Source organism: Vibrio sp. B1Z05 (assembly GCF_052955985.1).
This window is the reverse complement of the sequence record NZ_CP130463.1, coordinates 2342338-2363664: the sequence shown is the minus strand read 5'-3', so window position 1 is coordinate 2363664 and position 21327 is coordinate 2342338. Positions and strand designations below refer to the sequence as shown.

Sequence of the window (21327 nt, the reverse complement as noted above, 5' to 3'; positions counted from 1 at the left end):
CTATGCACATACAGGCAAGAAACTATAGAAAAACCCCCACCAAGATTCAAGCTTTTCCGAACATGAGCATCAGGTTATGGTGCTAACTAGTCAGAAACAAAGCAATTTGCTCATTTGATCTACATTCTTGATATAGAAGCATAGTAGTATTTGAACAGAACTGACTAGTTTGCATGCTGATTTGCATCTGTAATGAGTTCCAGTCAAATGATAAGATAATGCGATTAATCCCTAATAGGAATTGTACCTCATGAGTCAGATCTCTTTACCTAATTACCTCACCGTTGCTGATGAACTAAAGACAGCAGAAATTGCAATTACTCCTGCTGAAATGCATGGTCTTCTAATTGGCATGTTAAGCGGTGGATTAAGCAACGATAGCGAAGCATGGCAATCCCTATTATTTGACTACACCAATGATGGAATGGGTTGGCCAATGGCGTGTTTAGCAATTGCACAACAAAGCCTTAAAGTGGCTCGTGCTGAGCTAGCGGATGATAATTTTGAACTCAGTACATTGCTACCTGAAGACCAAGATATTCAGGTCTACGCACAGGCTATGGTGGAGTGGGTGAGTCACTTTGTATCAGGTTTGGGCTTAATTGACGCGCAAATAAATAAAGCGAGTGCCCAAACAAAAGAAGCACTACAAGATTTGCTAGAGATCGCAAAACTTGAAGTAGACCCAGAAGATGATCAAGAAGAACAAGCAGCACTTTTAGAGCAAGTGCTTGAACATGTTAAAGTTTGCGTGCTGACTATCCATGGAGAGTTAGGTGGTAAACCTGCAAAACCTGAACCAAAGACTGTTCATTAATCGAATAAGAAAGGAAGTTTTCTATTGCAGTACGATGTGATTGTTATTGGTGGTGCAATGAGTGGAGCGACACTCGCGCTTGCATTAAGCCGTACCGCGAATAAAAAAGTGGCGGTAGTAGAGGCTTTCTCTGAGTCACAACAACACCCTGGATTCGATTCCAGAGCAATAGCCTTGTCATTAGGTAGCATTGACTTGTTGCGTCGTTATAAATTGTGGGATGCGCTCTCTAGTGAGGCAACGCCGATTAATAGCATAGATGTATCGGATCGTGGACACTTCGCTCAAACAGGCTTTAGTGCCGATGAACTGAATAAGCCTCTTTTGGGCGCAGTGGTTGAGCTTGCCAATGTTGGTGCGGTCTATCGAGAGCAGTTACAGCGTGATCCAAATATCGACGTTTTTTGCCCTGACGCCATTGTCGATCTTGTACAAGAGCCACAACATATTGAAGCTGTATTAAAGTCAGGCATTCGTTTATGCGGGCAATTAGTTGTGGCTGCGGATGGAGCCAATTCAAAAGTTGCTGAGCTGATCAATAACCCCAAATCACTGGATGACTTTGAACAGCATGCGCTGATTGCCAATGTAGAGTTAGATAAACCGCATAACAATCAGGCTTTTGAGCGATTTACTTCCCATGGCCCAGTGGCGTTACTGCCTATGACAGGTAAACGCATGTCTTTGGTTTGGTGTATGAAAGAGTCGATGCTGCAACACGCATTGTCTTGGAGTAAAACGCAGTTCTTAGAAGAGTTACAACAAGAGTTTGGTTGGCGTTTAGGCCGCTTTGATAAAGTGGGTGCTTTAGCCAGTTATCCCTTACAGTTGCATAAGCGTGAACGTTTAGTTCATCATCGTATTGCCTTTGTTGGCAACGCGGCACAAACCCTACACCCAATTGCTGGGCAAGGCTTTAATTTAGGCATTCGTGATGTGGCAGGTTTAGTGGATGTACTGGCCCAGCATACTGATTGCGGTGATTATTCGTGCTTAGCGCAATTTCGGGATAACCGAGAAGCGGATCGCGAGGCTACTTGTGACATGACCTCAGCATTGGTCCGAATATTTTCAAATGATTGGCTACCTATGGTGGTAGCTAGGAACCTAGGGCTTGCTATCTTCGATATAGCCCCCTCCATACAAGGCCCGGTTAAGAACCGTAGTCTAGGACTGGTATAGAACATACAATGATTAAAAATGTAGACTTAGTGATTGTTGGTGGTGGCATGGTTGGGTTAACCCTAGCTTTGGCATTAAAAGAGACGGACATTCGAATTGCCGTTATTGAAAGCAATGCACCGACTGAAGTGAGCGAAGAGCCTGCATCAAGAGTATCTGCACTGAGCCGAGCCAGTGAAAAAATATTGCATAAACTGGGTGCTTGGCCAGAAATATTAAACCACCGCCATGCGCCTTACACTGCTATGCAAGTATGGGAAAAAGATACCTTTTCCAACATTGATTTTTCTGCGGCTGATCTTTTTGAGGATAACCTCGGACATATCGTCGAAAATCAAATCATTCAGCATGCTTTGCTTGAACAAGTAAAAAAGCTAGAGAATGTCACCTTATTTCATAGCAACCTCTGTACCAATTTAGCCGTTGGAGAAAGAGAAGCTTGGTTAACCTTAGATAACGGACAAAACCTGACCGCCAAACTTGTCGTGGCTGCTGACGGCGCCAATTCTTGGGTTCGTCAGCAACAAGATTTCCCCTTAACGGAGTGGGACTATGACCACACCGCTATTGTCAGTAATGTCGTGATGGAAGAGCCCCATCAAAATGTGGCCAGACAGGTGTTTACGCCCTCTGGTCCATTAGCCTTTCTACCGCTACATGAAGCTCATTTATGTTCAATAGTTTGGTCGCAAAACACTGATAGAGCACAGCAACTTATGCAAGTGACCGAAGAAGAGTTTTGCAAGCAACTGGCGGTCGATTTTGACATGCGTTTAGGTAAGGTTAAGCAACTTAGTGGACGCAATGCGATACCTTTGAAAATGCGCTACGCTCGGGATTTTGCTAAAGAGCGAGTGGCGTTAATTGGTGATGCAGCGCATACCATTCATCCATTGGCTGGACAGGGTGTCAACTTAGGGCTGCTTGATGCTGCAACGTTAGCCGAAGAAATCGAAAAATATTGGAACAAGGGCAAGGATATTGGTGAGTATGCCAATCTGCGTCATTTTGAGCGTTGGAGAAAAGCCGAAGCGGTCAAAATGATCTCTAGCATGCAAGGCTTTAAAGAGCTTTTTGCCGGTGATGATCCATTAAAGAAACTATTTCGTGGTGTAGGCATGAGCCTAGTCGGGACCTTGCCCGGAATGAAAAATGAAGTGATACGTCACGCCCTTGGCCTAAAAGGCGACCTGCCAAAATTGGCAAAATAAAAGTGTGTGACTAACTAATAAAAAAGGAGGCAATTGCCTCCTTATTTTAGCCAACTAAATGTAGCAAGCTCTAAGTCTTTTCACCTCAGTATTCACTTCTGTTACCGCTTTGAAGTGACGTTCTTCGGCGTGATGTGGGAGGATTAGCTTCCCGTTATCAAACTCAAACTTACCAATACCGTAAATAAAAATTCTTCCTTTGAATAATCTACTTACGTGTTTTGCAATCATGCTCGGAACATAACGCTTGAACAGTCTCATTTCTGATACCTTTATAATTTTAATTTATTCTTTGCCTCCATGGCGGGGCACATTATAAATAGTTTGGTTTACAAAATTGTGATGCAACTAGATTTATAAACAGAATCTTGAGGCTTCTTGACCTTTTTATCTGGTTTTGTGGCCTAGTTTGAATTTTTATTGCGGCCATTTGTTTGTGACTAGTTATTAGTGCTAGTGAGTAGGGGCTTGATGCACCTGCTCTCATATGCACATTAAGTAGACACTAGGTATTGATGAAAAGTTCTATTTTTATGAGTAAATATCGCAAAAAAATAAGTTACTCAAAGAGTTAAGCACAATTTTTAAATTTGATGTTGTCTCTTTTACGCTAAATAATACCAATCACACTAAGTAAGTGATCAGAACTAGCGCAGGAAAAATGCTCGAGAACAAGGCAGAATTTTTCGATAAGTAGTTATTCTACAATCAAAAATTCTAACGCCGTTTATCGAGCATTTTAACAAGCTAGAATGAGCAGTTATTTAGTACGATTGGTATAAGTGTTGAGAGATCACGTGAGAGGGGAAGTGTTGCAAAGTAAAGCGGTTGATAGAGACTTATCAACCGCTGGTGTAAGTTAGTCTGAGTTGCGATTAGCTATGGCTAGTCATTTAGCGAATAGGGTAATTCAACTAAAGCCCAAAGGTTGTCGTTATCGTCTGCTAGTCTAAATTCAGTATCAAATTCAATATCTTTGTTTAGCACGATCAGAGCTAGCGCATCCCCATTTTCATTACAATATTGAGCAATGGCTTCGCCCGCTCCACGCCAATTGTCGCCGACCGCGCGTTCAAACGTAAATGGAGTTGTGGTATTTCCCTTGCCTTGGATTAGGCGCATTACCTTTTTATTAGTCCCGCGATATTTGGCTCGGGCTACCGTTTCTTGTCCGGTATAACAGCCTTTTTCAAAGCTAATGCCACCTAATACTTGTAGGTTTAGCATTTGAGGAATATGCGTGTTCTGTTGAGCGGCGGTAAGGCGAGGAAGCCCTGCACTTACATCAAAGTAGTCCCAATCATTCGATGGCACTTTTTCAGCCGCGGTTAATTTTGCAGTTAACGTAGCAACGGCACTTTCATCTACCAGCAATAGCCAGCGCATAGCGTCAATTTTAACGGCGCTACCAAAACCAAGGTCTCGTACATCCCCAGTGCTTTCACTAATTGAGTCGATAAACGCTTCGGCTTGCTCACCAAGTATGCCAAGGCTAACTTGTTGTGAGTTGATTTCAATATCAACCTTTGAGAATACCGAATACTTTTTGATTTCTTGAAGAGCCGTTTCTATACCCGACTTGTGCTGCCATAAAGCGTAGCCACCGTTGTGGTGAAATAAGCGAAATAGACTCCACATTTTGCCTTTCGCATCACAATGGGCACCCAAGGTGGCTTCTGTCGCATCTAATTGCACGACATCACACGTCACTTGACCTTGCAGGTAAGACTTACTTTCTTCTCCAATTGCAGTGATCGATTGCCAATCAGCCAATTCAGTCCATGCTAAAGGTGGGGTATTTAAAGATACAGAAGGTTGCGCGCTCATAGTGGTTCCTTGAACTCAGTCGTTTTGTCTATGGTAATCAGAATTTGGCTTGATGTCTAAGGGCGGAATTTTAGTTAAGAGACTATTTTCAATAATATTCAGCGATAAAACCCATCGCAGTCTGTCACTTATTACCCTAGCTTGTTTTCAGCATTTTTCCTTGGTTATTTCTGAATACTAAATTACTGTGATTGATCTAATAGTTACCTTAGTTGACTGCTGTTACACTCGACTGAAAGGAATGTGATTATTTTGAGGTAAAGCATGTATACACCTGAACAAAAGGCACGTATTAAATGGGCGTGTCGTCGAGGCATGTTGGAACTGGATGTCGTGATTATGCCGTTCTTTGATGAGTGCTTTGATGAGCTAACCGAGCAAGAAAAGAAAGATTTTGTGGCACTGCTTGAGTGTGACGATCCAGATTTGTTTACTTGGGTTATGGGACATGGACGCAGTGAAAATTTAGCACTGGCCGCTATGATAGATAAAGTTGTGGCACATAATTTAAGTAAAGTGCGTTCGTAATTTATCTTCTTGAAAAATAAAGAGAATAAAAAGAAAGGCGCTCAATGACATTTAGCATTGAGCGCCTTTTTAGTTTTAGGTTGCATACCGTTTATTTTAGGGCTACATACAGCTTAGTTAGGGTATGTTCTATTTGAATGGTGAGGCACCAAAATAGTCGGTTTAGCTTCTTCAAGCATCTCTGGGTAATCAAGCGTGTAGTGTAAGCCACGGCTCTCTTTACGTTCCATTGCACAACGCACCATAAGATCCGCCACTTGCAGCAAGTTACGTAATTCCAGCAGGTTATTTGATACGCGGAAGTTGCTGTAGTAGTCATGAACTTCTTGTTGTAGAAGTTGAATACGGTGCAGGGCACGCTCTAAGCGTTTATCTGTACGTACAATACCCATGTAATCCCACATAAACAGTCTTAGTTCATGCCAGTTGTGTTGCAGAACAACTTCTTCATCAGAGTTATTCACCTGACTTTCATCCCAGCAAGGTAGATTGCCAGGCATTTGCGCATCATCCAATTGCTCAAGAATGCTCTCAGCGGCAGACCAAGCGTATACCACACACTCTAGCAGTGAGTTAGATGCCATGCGGTTTGCACCATGTAAGCCGGTGTAGCTCACTTCACCAATCGCATACAGTTGTTCCACATCGGTTTGCCCTTGAGGGTTTACCATTACGCCACCACAGGTGTAGTGTGCTGCAGGAACAATTGGGATTTGCTCTTTGGTCATATCCAAACCTAGGTCTTGTAGGCGTAGATGGATAGTCGGGAAGTGTTTAGTAATAAATTCAGCTGATTTATGACTGATGTCCAAGTACATGCAGTCTGCACCTAAACGTTTCATCTCATAGTCAATGGCGCGAGCAACGATATCGCGTGGCGCAAGTTCTTCGCGCGGGTCGAAATCGGGCATAAAGCGAGTGCCATCCGGACGGCGCAGATAGGCACCTTCACCACGAAGTGCTTCAGTCAGCAAAAAGTTACGTGCTTCTGGGTGGAAGAGACACGTTGGGTGGAATTGGTTGAACTCAAGGTTGGCCACACGACAGCCTGCGCGCCATGCCATAGCAATGCCGTCACCCGATGATACGTCTGGGTTACTGGTGTATTGGTACACTTTTGATGCACCACCAGTGGCAAGCACGACAAATTTTGCGGCAATTGTTTCTACATGCTCAGAGTCGCGGTTCCATACATAAGCACCAACCACTTTGCTTGAGTCACCACCGGTTTTATCTTCGGTGATTAGGTCAACAGCATTATGGCGTTCTAGCACAGTAATGTTAGGGTGGTTTAGTACGTTCTCTTGCAAAGAAGTTTGCATTGCCATGCCTGTTGCATCTGCGGCGTGCAGAATGCGGCGGTGACTATGACCCCCTTCACGAGTTAAGTGATAACGAGGCTGCTCGCCACTTTTTTGTGACTCTTCTTGGTCAAAAGGAACACCGCCATCAATAAGCCACTGCACACATTTTTTGGCGTTTTCAGCAATAAACTGAACTTTGTCTTTTTCACATAAGCCTGCGCCTGCAATCAGCGTATCTTCTACGTGAGACTCAACGGTATCTGATTCATCAAATACTGCGGCAATACCGCCTTGTGCGTAAAAGGTAGCCCCTTCTCGGCTTAGACTTTTACTTAACACAATAACTTTAGATTTTTTTGCGACACGAAGGGCTAGCGAAAGTCCTGCGGCACCACTACCGATAACCAATACATCACATTGATGCTGAGCGATTGAATTCATTGATATATTTTATCCTATTTCGATTAGGCTCTATCGCCTTCCATTAACCACTCGTCGAACACTTTATATCTTATAGTTTTGACGTGTTCTTAACCCAGACGAGGACTAGGGTGCTACTATTCGACTACTAGTTGCCACGCAAAGCAATGCGTTGTATCAAGTTTTTAATCTTAGACTTAAGTTCGTTTCTAATGGCCATCAAGCGTCTAGTACATCACATTTTGGACCAAGTTATAAAAAAAACATAACCAAAATGAACTTTTGTGTCTCGATTGAGTCACAATAGTGCTCTAGTAATCGATGGTGTCAATAATACATTATGCATTGATAAAACTCATATCTGAGAAGATGAGAGCTGAACATAGGAGTAAAAGCTCGAATGAACGAGCAGTTGACCGATCAGGTATTGATTGAGCGAATTCAAAATGGAGACAAGCAAGCCTTTAATCTTTTGGTGGTTAAATACCAAAATAAAGTGTGCAACTTGATCTCTAGATATGTGAACAACCAAAGTGATGTCGCTGATGTAGCCCAAGAAGCCTTTATTAAGGCGTATCGTGCTATCCCTAATTTTAGGGGAGAAAGTGCCTTTTATACTTGGTTGTATCGTATCGCGGTGAATACCGCAAAAAATCACCTTGTTGCGTTAGGGCGCAGACCGCCTGCAACGGATGTGGATGCTGAAGACGCTGAATATATAGAAACTGGTAATGCGCTAAAAGAAATTTCGAACCCTGAAAACTTAGCGTTGTCCAATGAATTGAAAGAGGTAGTGTTCAATGCAATTGAAGCACTGCCAGAAGACTTAAAAACAGCAATGACGTTGCGAGAACTTGATGGCTTGAGCTACGAAGACATAGCCGCCGTTATGGAGTGTCCAGTGGGCACAGTTCGTTCGCGAATATTTAGAGCTCGAGAAGCGGTAGAGAAAAAAATGCAACCGCTTCTTCAGCGTTAGAAAATAATCACAATGGTGAATGTAATGTCTAACAAAGAGAAAATCTCAGCATTGATGGATGGAGAGTCGGTAGACTTGAGCTTGATCTCTGAGGTAGAACACGAGAAGGATGCTCAACAAACGTGGCAGAATTACCATCTCATTGGTGATGTTATGCGCGGTGACGCAAAACAAGGCGCAGATTGGGATATTGCGAGCAAAGTTGCTCTTGCCCTTGAAGATGAGCCTGCTCACTCAAGCAATGTGCGTCCAATGCTAGAAGAACAACCAACACCAGCGACAGTTAAAAAGGCTCTTCCCCAATGGCTCACCCAATTTGGTCAGGTAGCCGTGGCTGCTTGCGTTTCTTTTGCGGTCATTGTCGGAGTTCAGCAATACGGCGGTAGCGTAGACGGTAATGCGTCACAAGCTCCGGAAACACTGCCTGTGCTACAGACGATTCCTATTGCAGGTAGTGCTGAGCCGGTGAGCTTAACTCGTGACTCAGTGCGTACTAAGTCAGAGTCGGCAAAAATCTCAGCGAAAGATGAACAACTTGCAGAGCAACGTCGTCGCATCAATACAGTATTGCAAGATTATGAGTTACAACTTCGTTTAAACCATAGCGAAACTAGCTCCGACGTAGAAACGGAAATCAAATGAAGAAATTTCTGGCCAGTGTGTGCGCGCTGCTCAGCTTAACAGCCTCTCCCTTAGCCTTAGCTGATGAGAACTCAGCTGAGGCCCTAATCTACAAAATGAGCACTGCAACCGAGACTCTCAACTACGAGATGTCATACGTGTTGATTCGAAAGAGCAGCATTGAGCCTTTGGTGTATCGCCAAGCCAATGATAATGACACTCGATTTGCTCAATTGTTGTATTTAAGTGGACCGGTACGAGAAGTCATTCGTCGTGGTGGAGAGATCAGTTACATCGAGCCCGGCATTGATCCTTTTACCATCGCATCCGATAAAATGGTTGCTCCATTAATGCCTATGCTTAGCATCAATCCTGACAAGCTAAAAATCTATTACGATTTTGTTAAAGTTGGGCGTGCTCGCGAAGCCGGTGCAGCTAGTGAAGTTGTACGTGTAGTACCAAAAGATGGTCAACGTTACTCTTACATTATGTGGATTGATGAAAGAACAGCGTTACCTTTGCGTGCCGATCTTATTGATCGTGACGGCGAAATCATCGAGCAATATAGAACCGTGTCTTATTCTATTTCTGATCATTTGATTCCCATTATGAAGGGGCTAGAAAAAGCGACCTTGCCGGATGTGGTCACCTTGCCCGACGGCAGTGTGGATGAGATCTCATGGAATGCTGAATGGATGCCAAAAGGCTTTGTGAGTAAAAAAATGCAAAGTCACCCATTATTTGGTTCAGATCGCATAGTTGAAAGCCAAATATATTCAGATGGATTATTCCAGTTTTCCATTTATGTTGCCCCAGAAGACGATCAATCATTGAAGCGTCAATTGGTGCGACAAGGCAGACGTACCCTACAAAGTGCTATTATGAATAAACATGAAGTCATTGTAGTCGGAGATATTCCTCCACGTACGGCGCAGCGTATATTACAATCGGTGACTTTCCACTAGCTAGGTGTAAAGACCATGATGAATGCATTAGCTCAGGTGACCAAAGTGACGCAAGTGTCATCACCTGAAACCGATGAAGCGATATTTAAAGTCGATCTGACCTGTGAGCAACAGACCAGTTGTAGTGGCTGTGCCTCTAAATCAAGCTGTGCCACAGGGCAGGTGACCAAAGCTATAGGCAATAAAGAGCATGCTTGGTCAGTGACTACCTCCACGGCGGTAGCTAAAGGCGATATTGTTGAAATAGGTTTGCCTGAAAAAGCGTTACTGTCAGCCGCAGCCATAGTGTACCTAGTACCTTTACTATTCTTGTTTCTTGGCGCTCTAGTTGGCACCGAGATCTCTAATGTGATGTTAGATGGTCACGAATGGCTCAGCATAGTGCTTGGCGTTGGCTTTGCGTGTATTGGTGGGGTAGTGGTAAAAGCAAAATTAAAGCGTACTAATCACCAAGCTGCGCAACAAGTCACCTTAATTCGCACCTTAGGTCAACCACTAGAAGTAAAATGAAGATAGCGACAAGCGCCGAAATTCGGTAGAATCTGCCAATCTGAGCCAAATGATGAGTATAAACATCATTTCCCCTTTCAATTTTGTATGAGTCTAACCACACCTTACTATGAAGAACATTCGTAACTTTTCGATTATTGCCCACATTGACCACGGTAAATCCACCCTATCAGATCGTTTAATACAAGTCTGTGGGGGTCTTAGCTCTCGTGAAATGGAGGCGCAAGTTCTTGATTCTATGGATCTTGAAAGAGAGCGCGGCATCACCATTAAATCTCAAAGTGTGACCTTAGACTACGTAGCAAATGATGGGGAAACCTATCAATTGAACTTCATCGATACTCCAGGACACGTAGACTTCTCATACGAAGTATCTCGTTCACTTGCCGCTTGTGAAGGCGCATTGCTGGTGGTTGATGCAGGTCAGGGTGTTGAAGCGCAAACTTTGGCTAACTGTTATACCGCCATTGAAATGGATCTAGAGGTTGTGCCAATCCTAAACAAGATTGACCTTCCAGCCGCTGATCCTGAGCGTGTTTCTGAAGAAATTGAAGAAATTGTTGGCATCGATGCTTTAGAAGCTGTGCGCTGTTCGGCGAAAACAGGTCTTGGCGTTGATGAAGTGTTGGAAGAAATCGTGAAAGCGATCCCAGCACCAGAAGGTGATCCTGACGGCCCATTGCAGGCGTTGATCATCGATTCATGGTTTGATAACTACCTTGGCGTTGTTTCACTTGTGCGTATCAAAAACGGCAAGCTAAAGAAAAACGACAAAATTAAAGTGATGAGCACAGGCCAAGTATGGGGTGTGGATCGTCTAGGTATCTTTACCCCTAAACGTATTGATACCGAAGGGTTAAATACCGGTGAAGTAGGCTGGGTAGTCTGTGGTATCAAGGATATCCTTGGTGCTCCAGTAGGTGATACCCTAACTCACGCTAAAGGCGGCTGTGAAACAGCACTGCCAGGTTTCCAAAAAGTGAAGCCTCAAGTATATGCGGGTCTATTCCCTGTATCATCAGATGATTATGAAAACTTCCGTGATGCACTAGGTAAATTGAGCCTAAACGATGCGTCACTGTTTTATGAGCCAGAAAGCTCAGCTGCACTAGGTTTTGGTTTCCGCTGTGGTTTCTTGGGTATGCTTCACATGGAAGTTATTCAAGAGCGTCTAGAGCGTGAATACGACCTTGACCTAATCACTACAGCACCAACCGTAGTGTATGAAGTTGAGAAAACTAACGGCGAAGTTTTATATGTAGATAGCCCAGCTAAGCTACCTGCAGTTAACGATTTAGAAGCTATCCGTGAACCAATCGCACGTTGTAATATCTTAGTGCCATCAGATTACCTAGGTAACGTTATTACGCTTTGTGTTGAAAAACGTGGTATTCAAGTGGATATGGTTTATCACGGTAACCAAGTCGCATTGACTTACGACCTGCCTATGGCAGAAGTTGTTTTGGACTTCTTTGATCGTCTAAAATCCACTTCTCGTGGTTATGCATCATTGGATTACAACTTCCATCGCTACGAAGAATCAAGCATGGTTCGCGTAGATGTATTGCTTAATGGTGATACAGTAGATGCATTGGCAATTATCACGCACAAAGATAACTCTCAAACTCGTGGTCGCCAATTGGTTGAGAAAATGAAAGAGTTCATTCCTCGACAAATGTTTGATATTGCAATTCAAGCCGCGATTGGTAACCACATTATTGCTCGCTCTACCGTTAAGCAGTTACGCAAAAACGTAATAGCAAAATGTTATGGTGGTGATGTGAGTCGTAAGAAGAAACTATTGAAGAAACAGAAAGAAGGTAAAAAGCGTATGAAGCAAATCGGTAACGTTGAGCTTCCGCAAGAGGCTTTCCTTGCTATTCTTCATGTCGGCAAAGATTAACCATTCAAAAATGGTTAGATAATAATTGCAAAGTGAAAGAGTTATTGGCTCTTTCACTTTCGTTGTTTTAGAAACATATAAATTTTAAGGGATTTCAATGGCTAATACGTTTTCACTAATCCTAGTCATAGTGACTTTGGTTACTGGTATTGTCTACGCTTTAGAGAAGCTAGTTTGGGCGAAGAAACGAGCAGCCAAGGTGGCAGACGTTGAAGCGCAAACCAATGGTTTGGATGAAGAAACGAAAGCAAAAGTAGAAAACCAACCGTGGTGGGTAGAAAACAGCGTTTCTATCTTCCCAGTGATTGCCTTTGTATTGATTTTGCGTTCATTTATTTATGAACCGTTTCAAATCCCTTCAGGTTCTATGATGCCAACGTTGCTAGTGGGTGATTTCATCGTAGTAGAGAAGTTCTCTTACGGTTTGAAAGATCCAGTATGGCGCACACAGTTGGTCGAAACAGGTAAGCCTGAGCGCGGTGATATTGCGGTATTTAAATTCCCACCGCAACCGAGCATTGACTACATTAAACGAGTAATTGGCTTGCCGGGCGATACTATTCGCTATACTCAAGAGAAGAAACTTTGTATTAAACCAAGTGGTGAGAAGCAGTGTAAACCAGTGCCTCTAACTAACTATACGGAAAGCGAGTTTGTACAAAATAATGTCCCATTGATTCGTCTAGATGAAACTATGGGTGAACATCAGCACCAAGTATTGGTGAACCCTCTACGCCAAGATAACGTGTCTGCGTATCAGCCTAGACCTGGTGTTCGTGAGTGGATTGTGCCAGAAGGGCATTATTTCATGATGGGTGACAACCGTGATAACAGCGCTGATAGCCGTTATTGGGGCTTTGTGCCAGAAGCCAATTTAGTTGGCAAAGCAGTTGGTATTTGGATGAGTTTTGAGTTTGATCGTGACAACGACAGCTTCTTACCTTCATGGATTCCAACCGGTATTCGTTTGAACCGCATTGGCGGTATAGAGTAATCAGAGAGTATGAATTCTCAATTAAACAGATTAGAAAAATGCATTGGTTATAAGTTTAACGACATTAATAACCTACACTTGGCGCTGACACACCGCAGCGCCAATGGCAAACATAATGAGCGACTAGAATTTCTGGGCGATTCAATTTTAAGTTTTGTCATCACTGATGATTTGTACCATCGTTTTCCTAAGGTAAACGAAGGTGATATGAGTCGAATGCGCGCAACCTTGGTAAGAGGAAAAACTCTGGCTGAATTAGCACGTGAATTCGAACTCGGAGACTACTTAAAATTAGGTCCAGGTGAATTGAAAAGTGGCGGCTTCCGTCGTGATTCAATTCTAGCGGATGCGGTAGAAGCGATTATCGGTTCTGTATACCTAGACAGTGGTACAGAAACGGTACGTGCAATGGTCTTAGGATGGTATATGAGCCGTCTTGAAGCGATTGAACCTGGCGTATCACAAAAAGATCCTAAGACACGTCTACAGGAATTCTTGCAGGGGCGTCGTAAGCCTCTACCGACTTATGAAGTGATCAAGATAAAAGGTGAGGCTCATAACCAAGAGTTCACTGTTGATTGTATTGTTTCGGGTATTGAAAAGCCTTTCACTGGCAAGGGAACAAGTCGCCGTAAAGCTGAGCAAACGGCTGCCGAACTTGCATTGGAGAAACTAACAAATGTCTAATCACGATCAACCAGAAGACCAAGCAGAAGATCAAGGCATTGATCTGGATGCGTATTTTGCCTCGAACAATCAGAGCGAAGCTACCTCAACGGAAAACCAACACTGTGGTTTTATTGCCATTGTGGGTCGACCAAACGTAGGTAAATCAACGCTTCTGAACCATATTCTTGGGCAAAAGATTTCAATCACGTCACGCAAGCCACAAACCACGCGCCACCGCATTATGGGTGTGGATACCGACGGTGATTATCAAGCTATTTTCGTTGATACCCCAGGGTTACATATCGAAGAAAAGCGTGCGATCAACCGTTTGATGAACCGTGCTGCAAACAGTTCTTTAAGTGATGTTAACTTGGTTTTCTTCTTGGTTGATGGCACTCACTGGACTGCTGACGATGAAATGGTGCTAAACAAATTAAAAGCCGCTAATTTCCCTGTTGTGCTGTGTGTGAACAAAGTTGATAAGGTTCAAGACCGCAACCTTGTGATGCAACATATGCAAGAAATGACTGGCAAAATGGACTTTGTTGATGTGGTTCCTATTTCAGCTAAATTAGGTAAGAACACCGATGTACTGCGTAAGCACGTACGTGATTTCTTGCCTAAAGCAACCCATCACTTCCCTGAAGAGTATGTCACAGACCGTTCACAGCGCTTTATGGCGTCAGAGATTGTGCGTGAGAAACTCATGCGTTTCACCGGTGATGAACTGCCTTATTCAGTAACAGTTGAAGTTGAACGTTTTGATTACAACCCTGATAACGATGGTTTCCATATCAATGCCCTTATCTTAGTTGAGAGAAGTGGCCAGAAGAAAATGGTGATCGGCAAGGGTGGCGAAAAAATCAAAACCATCGGCCGTGAAGCTCGACTGGATATGGAAGAGTTGTTTGGTCGCAAGGTCTACCTTGAAACTTGGGTCAAAGTTAAGTCGGGTTGGGCAGATGATGAGCGAGCACTTCGTTCATTAGGCTACATGGACGACCTATAAAAACACATCCCAAAACTCCACCGCCTTGGTGGAGTTTTTTATAGTATCTATTTATGTCGGTAATTGACGGATTTCAGCGCTGTTTTGTATTACATCGTCGTCCCTATACAGAATCGAGTTTGATCTTAGATGTCTTCTCTGAAGAGTTTGGTCGAGTCACGATCCTCAGTAAGGGAGGTCGAAGCAAGCGTTCACCTTTAAAAGGCGCATTGCAACCTTTTACGCCACTACTGCTAAAGTGGTCTGGTGGCGGATCAATGAAAACATTGCGCCAAGCAGAGCCTATCAGTCTCGGATTACCTTTGAGTGGAGTAAGCCTTTACTCTGCTATGTATATCAACGAAATCCTCGCCCGTGTCATCGCTCAAGAAGTCCCATATCCAGAGCTGTTTATTGATTATCTGCATGCTTTAACTGAGCTTGCGCAAGCGGATAACCCTGAGCCTGCGCTGCGCCGTTTTGAATTAGCCCTGCTCAATGCACTCGGTTATGGTGTGGATTTTCTGCACTGTACTGGCACGGGTATGCCTATCGATCCACAGATGACTTATCGCTATCGAGAACAGCAAGGATTCATTGCATCCGTGCGTAAAGATAACCTCACTTTTAAGGGAGAAGATCTGATCGCATTAAGTGAAAGGCGCTTTATCTCAAAATCACAACTGAGTTCGGCAAAGCGCTTTACACGCATAGCCTTAAAGCCTTATCTTGGCGGAAAACCAATAAAAAGTCGGGAGTTGTTTATGCCCCGAACACGGAGTATCAAAAAATGAATCCAATCTTACTTGGGGTCAACATTGACCATATTGCGACCTTACGAAATGCTCGTGGAACTAAATATCCAGATCCTGTACATGCGGCAGATATTGCTGAGCGTGCTGGCGCTGACGGCATTACCGTTCACTTAAGAGAAGACCGTCGCCACATCAAAGACAGAGACGTACGTCTATTGGCCGAAACTCTGCAAACGCGCATGAATTTAGAAATGGCAGTGACCGATGAAATGGTTGAAATTGCCTTAAAAACAAAGCCTGAGTTTGTTTGTCTTGTGCCTGAAAAACGTGAAGAACTGACCACAGAAGGTGGGCTAGATGTTGTCGGTCAGCTAGAGAAAATCACAGCGGCGACCAAAACACTGAGCGAAGCAGGAATTAAAGTCTCTTTGTTTATCGATCCAAACCAAGCGCAAATTGATGCCTCGAAAGCGGCAGGTGCTCCTTTTATCGAACTGCACACTGGCCACTACGCAGATGCAGAAACAGAAGAAGAGCAACACAAAGAGTTGGCTGTGATTGCTAAGGCTGCTACCTATGCATCTGAGCAAGGCATCATTGTGAATGCGGGTCATGGTCTGACTTACCACAACGTTGCCGCAGTAGCCGCTTTACCTGAAATCTATGAGCTTAATATTGGCCACTCAATTATCGGCCGCGCTGCATTTGAAGGCTTAGAAAAAGCCGTTTCAGATATGAAAGCGATTATGGATCAGGCTCGTAAATAATGGCGATTGTTGGCTTAGGTACGGATATTGCTGAGATTGAGCGTGTCGAAAAAGCACTTAATCGAACAGGGCTACCTTTTGCACAACGCATTTTAACTGAGTCAGAAATGGCTCAGTTTGAAAAGCTTAATTTAAAGGCTAAGTTTCTGGCTAAACGCTTTGCCGCTAAAGAAGCCGCTTCAAAAGCGTTAGGTACAGGTATTGCACAAGGCGTTTCGTTTCAAGACTTTACGGTCAGTAACGATGAGCTAGGCAAGCCACAATTGCACCTATCGGGTAAAGCATTGCAAATATCTAAGCAATTGGGGACAACTCATGTGCACCTTTCTATATCCGATGAAAGGCACTATGCGGTCGCCACCGTCATTTTTGAAAGTGATACCAATAGTACTAAATAACGGATCATTCTAGCTTGTTAAAATGCTCGATAACGGCGTTAGAATTTTTGATTGTAGAATAACTACTTATCGAAAAATTCTGCCTTGTTCTCGAGCATTTTTTTGTGCTAGTTCTGAACACTTACTTAGTGTGCTTGGTATTCATTCTAAAGGTACAAATTTGCGGTAGTTTGTACCTTTTCCATTTCATCTTGCAGCTCTAAAAGCTCTGGCTCCACATCATCCATCGAGTCTCCTGAACGCAGCATTTGCTCTAATTGAGCACAGGCTTTTTTCAGTTTAGGCACGCCACAATAACTGCAACTGCCATGCAACTTATGAATGTGATGAATAAGCTCATCTTTTGATGATAACTGCTCATCAATGGCTTGCTCGACAACCTGATTGACCTCTGGAATATAGTCAACCAGCATTTGTAGCATCTCTTTGGCTAACTCTTCTTTTCCTGCTGACTGAGCTAACGCAGCGCGCCAATCGATAATGACGTCACTACTGGAAGGCTTAGATGCAATCAGAGGCGGAATCATAGGCTCTGGCACTTCTATGGAGTGTCCACCCCAGTGATTAAGCAGTTTTAAAAGTACCGGTTCTTCAATTGGCTTGGTGAGGTAATCATCCATGCCTGCTTTAAGTAATCGGTCTCGCTCGCCACTCATTGCGTGAGCTGTTACGGCAATAATTGGCGTATCTTTATTGCTGGCGGTTTTCTTAATCGCTTGGCAAGCCGCCACACCGTCAATGCCCGGCATTTGGATATCCATTAGAATCAAATCAAATTGATGATGAGTGGCCTCATTAACCGCAGACTGTCCATCGGAGCAGGTGACAACAGACTCAACATGTTCATTGAGCAGGGCACAAATGAGTTTTAGGTTAGCTGGGTTATCATCAACGGCCATGACTTTTAATGGCAATTTATCTAACAAGATAGGCTCAGGTTTGTCATACACAGACAAGTCATCATCTTGATTTCTCAGCATAGCTTGTATGATCTTAGTGCGGGTCAGAGGCTTGATAATACACGACACCGCATGTTGTTCGATCAAGGTTTCAGACAGCGCAAGTTGGTTACTTGGCAGACCAATAATGACATTAGGGCAGACCGCTTTGGCTTGGCTGATAAAGTCGATAAGCTCTGTTTCACTGATGATCTCGTTGACTGGAACGTTATAGATCATGTAATCGTGAGGGGTGATGGTTTCTGGTAAGGCTGAGCGATATTGCGTAGCAATGTTTTCTTGAGTCAGCATTTGCTGCAACACATTCGCCGCTTGTAAATTCTGTTCAATAAGCAGTACTTCTTTACCTCGGATAGAAGAAAGGTCCGTCTGCTCCATAGGTAAGTCAGTAGCATTGAGTCGAATGGTAAACCAGAAGGTTGAGCCTTGGTGTAGACGACTGGTTAAACTGATTTCTCCGCCCATTTGACGCACCAGTTTTTGGGTAATCACTAGCCCTAAACCTGTACCGCCGTAGCGTCTAGAGATGCTGGCATCGGCTTGGCTAAAGGCTTGGAATAGCTGAGCTTGCTGACGCTCAGAGATACCAATACCGGTATCTTTAACCATAAACTGAATTTCAACTTGCTCTTCTTTTTGGGTGCGTAATTCAATGCTGACATCAATGTTGCCACGCTCTGTAAACTTGATCGCATTACCTACTAAGTTAGTCAGTACTTGCTGAATACGCAGTGAGTCACCAACAACGCCTGCCGGGATCTTAGGATCAACTTTAAGGGTTAACTCCAAACCTTTTTCATGGGCACTTGGCGCTTGCAGGTTGACCACTTCTTCCAGTGATTCTTGGAAATCAAACGGAATGTTTTCCAGTAGTAACTTACTGGCTTCGAGTTTAGAGAAGTCCAGAATATCGTTGATGATACTCAGAAGATTATTTGCCGAACGTTCAATGGTTTGTAAATAATCGGTCTGGCTATGAGAAAGATTGGTTTTGAGCATTTGGCGGGTAAAGCCAATCACCCCATTTAGTGGCGTTCTAAGCTCGTGTGACATATTGGCAAGGAATTCAGATTTGACTCTTGCTGCTTCTTGAGCCCGTTTTTTCGCAATATCTAATTCAACGTTCTGAATTTCTAACTGTTCTAAGGTCTCTCGAAGATCAGAGGTTGCCTGATCGATACTGTGCTGCATTTCTATATGGTATTCCGACAACGACATTGCCATCGAGTTGATACCATTTTTTAGCGAGTTGAGCTCACCGTGCATCTTACCTTCAATACGCACATCCAATTGTCCGCGCCGGATGCGGTCAACACTGTTTTTAAGGTGGGTGATCGGCGCGGTAATATCTTGCATTAACCGATAAGCAAAGAAGGCGGAAAGCCCGACCCCCAAAAACATCACCACTAACGCCACCACAATTTCTTGATACTGTTGCAAGCGCAAACTGGAGAGATCGAGTTCAATAGCGATATAACCGAGAATTTGGTCACTTTGTTTGGCATCCGCTTGCGGGGCAACAAATTGCGCTTCTGCAATAATCGGGGTTCGGATAATTAAGCGGGTATCAATAAGTTCCACCGTGCTGTGCAGTGGAATAGGTTCGGACTTCTTAAACATCAAACTTTGAAAGTTAGGATGAAAATTTGAAGTCACAAATAGTTCGTGATGCGCATCGAATACTGCGATACTTCGCACTACATCGGAACGTTTTCTATGGCTGTAGCTTATTAATTGTCGCACCGCTTCGCGATTTTGCTGCAACATGGCAAATTCACTGGCAATGGCCAATGGTTCTACAATATTAGTACCCGCAGTAATGAGCTGTGCCTCTAGGTCGTTATATCGATTAGAGGTGAAAAACAGGCTCAGTAACATACCGACAATCAGCGTCGGTGCAAGAGTGAGTGTTATTACGCGGGCACGAAGTCCATATCTGGTCATGTTTTATTAATGCGTCGGATGTGAAAAAATAAGCCGTGAAAGGCTTTCAAATTTTGTAAACTTGGACCTAAGTCTAAATCATTGAAATTAAAATTGCTTCCTAAGAACAGAGTCAGGCTAAAAATGTAGCGAAAAGCTTGATGTATGACCGTTAAAATTACTAGGCACCTTTATGGCTAACTTTTATAAACCGCAAAAAAACACCAATCGCACTCAAAAACACCTAAGTCTAACGATTGAAAAATATGACAATCAAGGTGCTGGTATGGCGTATAGCCAAGGAAAGCCTGTATTCATTCCCGGAACTATGGTCGGTGAACAAGTGGTGTGCCAACCCATAGAAACCAAATCAAAATTCATCCGCGCTAAGATGATTAAACTGTTAAAAAGCAGCGATGAACGAATCGAACCTTTTTGCCCTAAGTTTTCTCAATGTGGCGGTTGCTCTCTACAGCATATGCCCTATGCCCAACAACTGACGGTAAAACAGCAAGCCTTTAGCAAAATGATGTCGAAAGTTGCGCCAGAGCACACTTTAGAAGCGCCTATTATTGCGCAGGACATCCATTATCGTCGTCGAGCTCGCATCAGCCTGTTATGGGATATCAAAAAGAATAGATTGCAGTTTGGGTTTAGGGAAGGTCAAAGCAATAACATTGTGTCGCTAGACACTTGTCCTGTGGTTGCACAGCCTTTGGCCGAAATTATGCCTTTGATTAAGCCAGTGTTAGAAAAAATCTCACAGCCTAAAATACTGGGGCATTTAGAGTTGGTGCAAGCCGATAACGGCAGTGTACTTTTGCTGCGTACTAGCGCTGAGTTGCGAGCGAAAGACCGTCAGTTGCTCGTGCAATTTGCCGAGCAAAAACAGCTGACCTTATATTTGCATCAAGGACACAGTCAGCCAGAACAACTGTGTGGCGAATCGCCAATATGTGAAGAGTCCGGTGTTGCGTTAGATTTCTTGCCAACTGACTTTATTCAAGTCAATCGCTCAGTCAATCAACAAATGGTCGCACAAGCCATTGAATGGTTAGATGTGCAAGACAGTGATCGAGTGTTAGACCTCTTTAGTGGGATTGGTAACTTTACTTTTGCACTAAGCAAAAAGGCATCGGCTGTGGTCGGCATTGAAGGGGTCGATGAGATGGTTTCTCGCGCCAACAATAATGCTCAATCATTGGGTATTCACAATGCACACTTTTATCAAGCCAATCTTGCTGAGCTAACAGGCACAGAAGTTTGGGCTAAAGAAAGCTTTGATAAAATCTTGCTTGATCCGGCAAGAGCAGGCGCAGCTGGTGTGGTTGAACAACTGTCGCAGTTTGGCGCCACGCAAATTGTGTATGTCTCTTGTAACCCTGCCACCTTAGCTCGTGACAGTGAATCTTTGCTAAAACAAGGCTACAAAATAGTGAAAATGAAGGTGTTAGATATGTTTCCACATACCGGGCACCTTGAATCTATGGTGTTATTTGAGAAATAGCGCAAATTTCTGGGTTTTGCTAAACAGCAGAATCCTGCAAAGGGTATACTGTGGTATCAATGATAGTAAGAGTAAACGTAGAGTAATTTAGGGAAGAGGT

At 43.6% G+C, this 21327-nt stretch carries 20 protein-coding genes; 16 read left to right on the top strand and 4 right to left on the bottom strand.

Going from position 1 to position 21327, the window contains the following annotated elements:
* Window positions 1–250: 250 nt before the first annotated feature.
* Genes QV280_RS10730 through QV280_RS10720 form a run of 3 tightly spaced genes read left to right on the top strand, consistent with a single transcriptional unit; the run spans window position 251 to window position 3210 of the window.
* Window positions 251–817: a YecA/YgfB family protein gene (locus QV280_RS10730; protein WP_023405095.1), complete on the top strand. Its 567-nt coding sequence runs from the start codon at window positions 251–253 to the stop codon at window positions 815–817.
* A 57-nt stretch (window positions 818–874) separates the two neighbouring features.
* The gene (ubiH, locus tag QV280_RS10725; RefSeq protein WP_253912512.1) at window positions 875–1999 is read left to right on the top strand and encodes a 2-octaprenyl-6-methoxyphenyl hydroxylase; all 1125 of its coding nucleotides are present in this window, start codon (window positions 875–877) and stop codon (window positions 1997–1999) included.
* An 8-nt stretch (window positions 2000–2007) separates the two neighbouring features.
* On the top strand, window positions 2008–3210 hold the full coding sequence (locus QV280_RS10720) for an FAD-dependent 2-octaprenylphenol hydroxylase (protein WP_152819437.1): 1203 nt from the start codon (window positions 2008–2010) through the stop codon (window positions 3208–3210).
* A 54-nt stretch (window positions 3211–3264) separates the two neighbouring features.
* On the opposite strand, the gene QV280_RS10715 is transcribed toward QV280_RS10720, so the two are convergent.
* A complete protein-coding gene (locus QV280_RS10715) occupies window positions 3265–3471 on the bottom strand; it encodes a DUF1107 domain-containing protein (RefSeq protein WP_021712297.1) in 207 nt (68 codons plus the stop codon).
* 624 nt (window positions 3472–4095) lie between these two features.
* Complete coding sequence (gene ygfZ, locus QV280_RS10710; RefSeq protein ID WP_152819438.1) at window positions 4096–5037, bottom strand: tRNA-modifying protein YgfZ; 942 nt, start codon at window positions 5035–5037, stop codon at window positions 4096–4098.
* A gap of 264 nt (window positions 5038–5301) precedes the next feature.
* Between ygfZ and QV280_RS10705 the strand changes: the two genes are divergently transcribed.
* Window positions 5302–5565 (top strand): FAD assembly factor SdhE, encoded by a 264-nt coding sequence (locus QV280_RS10705; RefSeq protein WP_023404994.1) that lies wholly within the window; start codon window positions 5302–5304, stop codon window positions 5563–5565.
* A gap of 113 nt (window positions 5566–5678) precedes the next feature.
* On the opposite strand, the gene nadB is transcribed toward QV280_RS10705, so the two are convergent.
* Window positions 5679–7310 (bottom strand): L-aspartate oxidase, encoded by a 1632-nt coding sequence (gene nadB, locus QV280_RS10700; protein ID WP_023404995.1) that lies wholly within the window; start codon window positions 7308–7310, stop codon window positions 5679–5681.
* Window positions 7311–7689: 379 nt separating this feature from the next.
* Here nadB and rpoE point away from each other — a divergent pair, with 379 nt between their 5' ends.
* The 11 genes from rpoE (at window position 7690) to acpS (ending at window position 16838) form a co-directional block, all read left to right on the top strand.
* Window positions 7690–8268 carry an RNA polymerase sigma factor RpoE gene (gene rpoE / locus QV280_RS10695; RefSeq protein WP_023404996.1) on the top strand — a complete coding sequence of 193 codons (579 nt, stop codon included), beginning with the start codon at window positions 7690–7692 and terminating at the stop codon, window positions 8266–8268.
* Window positions 8269–8292: 24 nt separating this feature from the next.
* Entirely contained in the window at window positions 8293–8910 is a 618-nt protein-coding gene (locus QV280_RS10690; protein ID WP_039971018.1) for an RseA family anti-sigma factor, read from the top strand.
* Window positions 8907–9854, top strand: a complete 948-nt coding sequence (gene rseB / locus QV280_RS10685; RefSeq protein ID WP_023404998.1) for a sigma-E factor regulatory protein RseB — start codon at window positions 8907–8909, stop codon at window positions 9852–9854. The genes QV280_RS10690 and rseB overlap by 4 nt, the downstream gene beginning before the upstream one ends.
* 15 nt (window positions 9855–9869) lie before the next feature.
* Window positions 9870–10364, top strand: a complete 495-nt coding sequence (locus QV280_RS10680) for a SoxR reducing system RseC family protein (RefSeq protein ID WP_152819439.1) — start codon at window positions 9870–9872, stop codon at window positions 10362–10364.
* Window positions 10365–10473: 109 nt separating this feature from the next.
* Window positions 10474–12267 carry a translation elongation factor 4 gene (gene lepA / locus QV280_RS10675; RefSeq protein ID WP_152819440.1) on the top strand — a complete coding sequence of 598 codons (1794 nt, stop codon included), beginning with the start codon at window positions 10474–10476 and terminating at the stop codon, window positions 12265–12267.
* Window positions 12268–12364: 97 nt separating this feature from the next.
* Window positions 12365–13261, top strand: a complete 897-nt coding sequence (gene lepB, locus QV280_RS10670) for a signal peptidase I (RefSeq protein ID WP_152819441.1) — start codon at window positions 12365–12367, stop codon at window positions 13259–13261.
* Between the two features lie 9 nt (window positions 13262–13270).
* Window positions 13271–13948: a ribonuclease III gene (rnc, locus tag QV280_RS10665; protein ID WP_152819442.1), complete on the top strand. Its 678-nt coding sequence runs from the start codon at window positions 13271–13273 to the stop codon at window positions 13946–13948.
* Complete coding sequence (gene era, locus QV280_RS10660; RefSeq protein ID WP_023405003.1) at window positions 13941–14939, top strand: GTPase Era; 999 nt, start codon at window positions 13941–13943, stop codon at window positions 14937–14939. The genes rnc and era overlap by 8 nt, the downstream gene beginning before the upstream one ends.
* 53 nt (window positions 14940–14992) lie before the next feature.
* Window positions 14993–15712 (top strand): DNA repair protein RecO, encoded by a 720-nt coding sequence (gene recO, locus QV280_RS10655; RefSeq protein WP_023405004.1) that lies wholly within the window; start codon window positions 14993–14995, stop codon window positions 15710–15712.
* Window positions 15709–16440 carry a pyridoxine 5'-phosphate synthase gene (gene pdxJ, locus QV280_RS10650; protein ID WP_023405005.1) on the top strand — a complete coding sequence of 244 codons (732 nt, stop codon included), beginning with the start codon at window positions 15709–15711 and terminating at the stop codon, window positions 16438–16440. Before recO ends, pdxJ begins: the two co-directional genes overlap by 4 nt.
* Window positions 16440–16838 (top strand): holo-ACP synthase, encoded by a 399-nt coding sequence (gene acpS / locus QV280_RS10645; RefSeq protein WP_152819443.1) that lies wholly within the window; start codon window positions 16440–16442, stop codon window positions 16836–16838. Before pdxJ ends, acpS begins: the two co-directional genes overlap by 1 nt.
* 146 nt (window positions 16839–16984) lie before the next feature.
* Here the strand turns inward: acpS and barA are convergent, their stop codons facing one another.
* Window positions 16985–19741: a two-component sensor histidine kinase BarA gene (gene barA, locus QV280_RS10640; RefSeq protein ID WP_023405007.1), complete on the bottom strand. Its 2757-nt coding sequence runs from the start codon at window positions 19739–19741 to the stop codon at window positions 16985–16987.
* 172 nt (window positions 19742–19913) lie between these two features.
* Here barA and rlmD point away from each other — a divergent pair, with 172 nt between their 5' ends.
* Entirely contained in the window at window positions 19914–21227 is a 1314-nt protein-coding gene (gene rlmD, locus QV280_RS10635) for a 23S rRNA (uracil(1939)-C(5))-methyltransferase RlmD (protein WP_152819444.1), read from the top strand.
* Window positions 21228–21327: the final 100 nt, after the last annotated feature.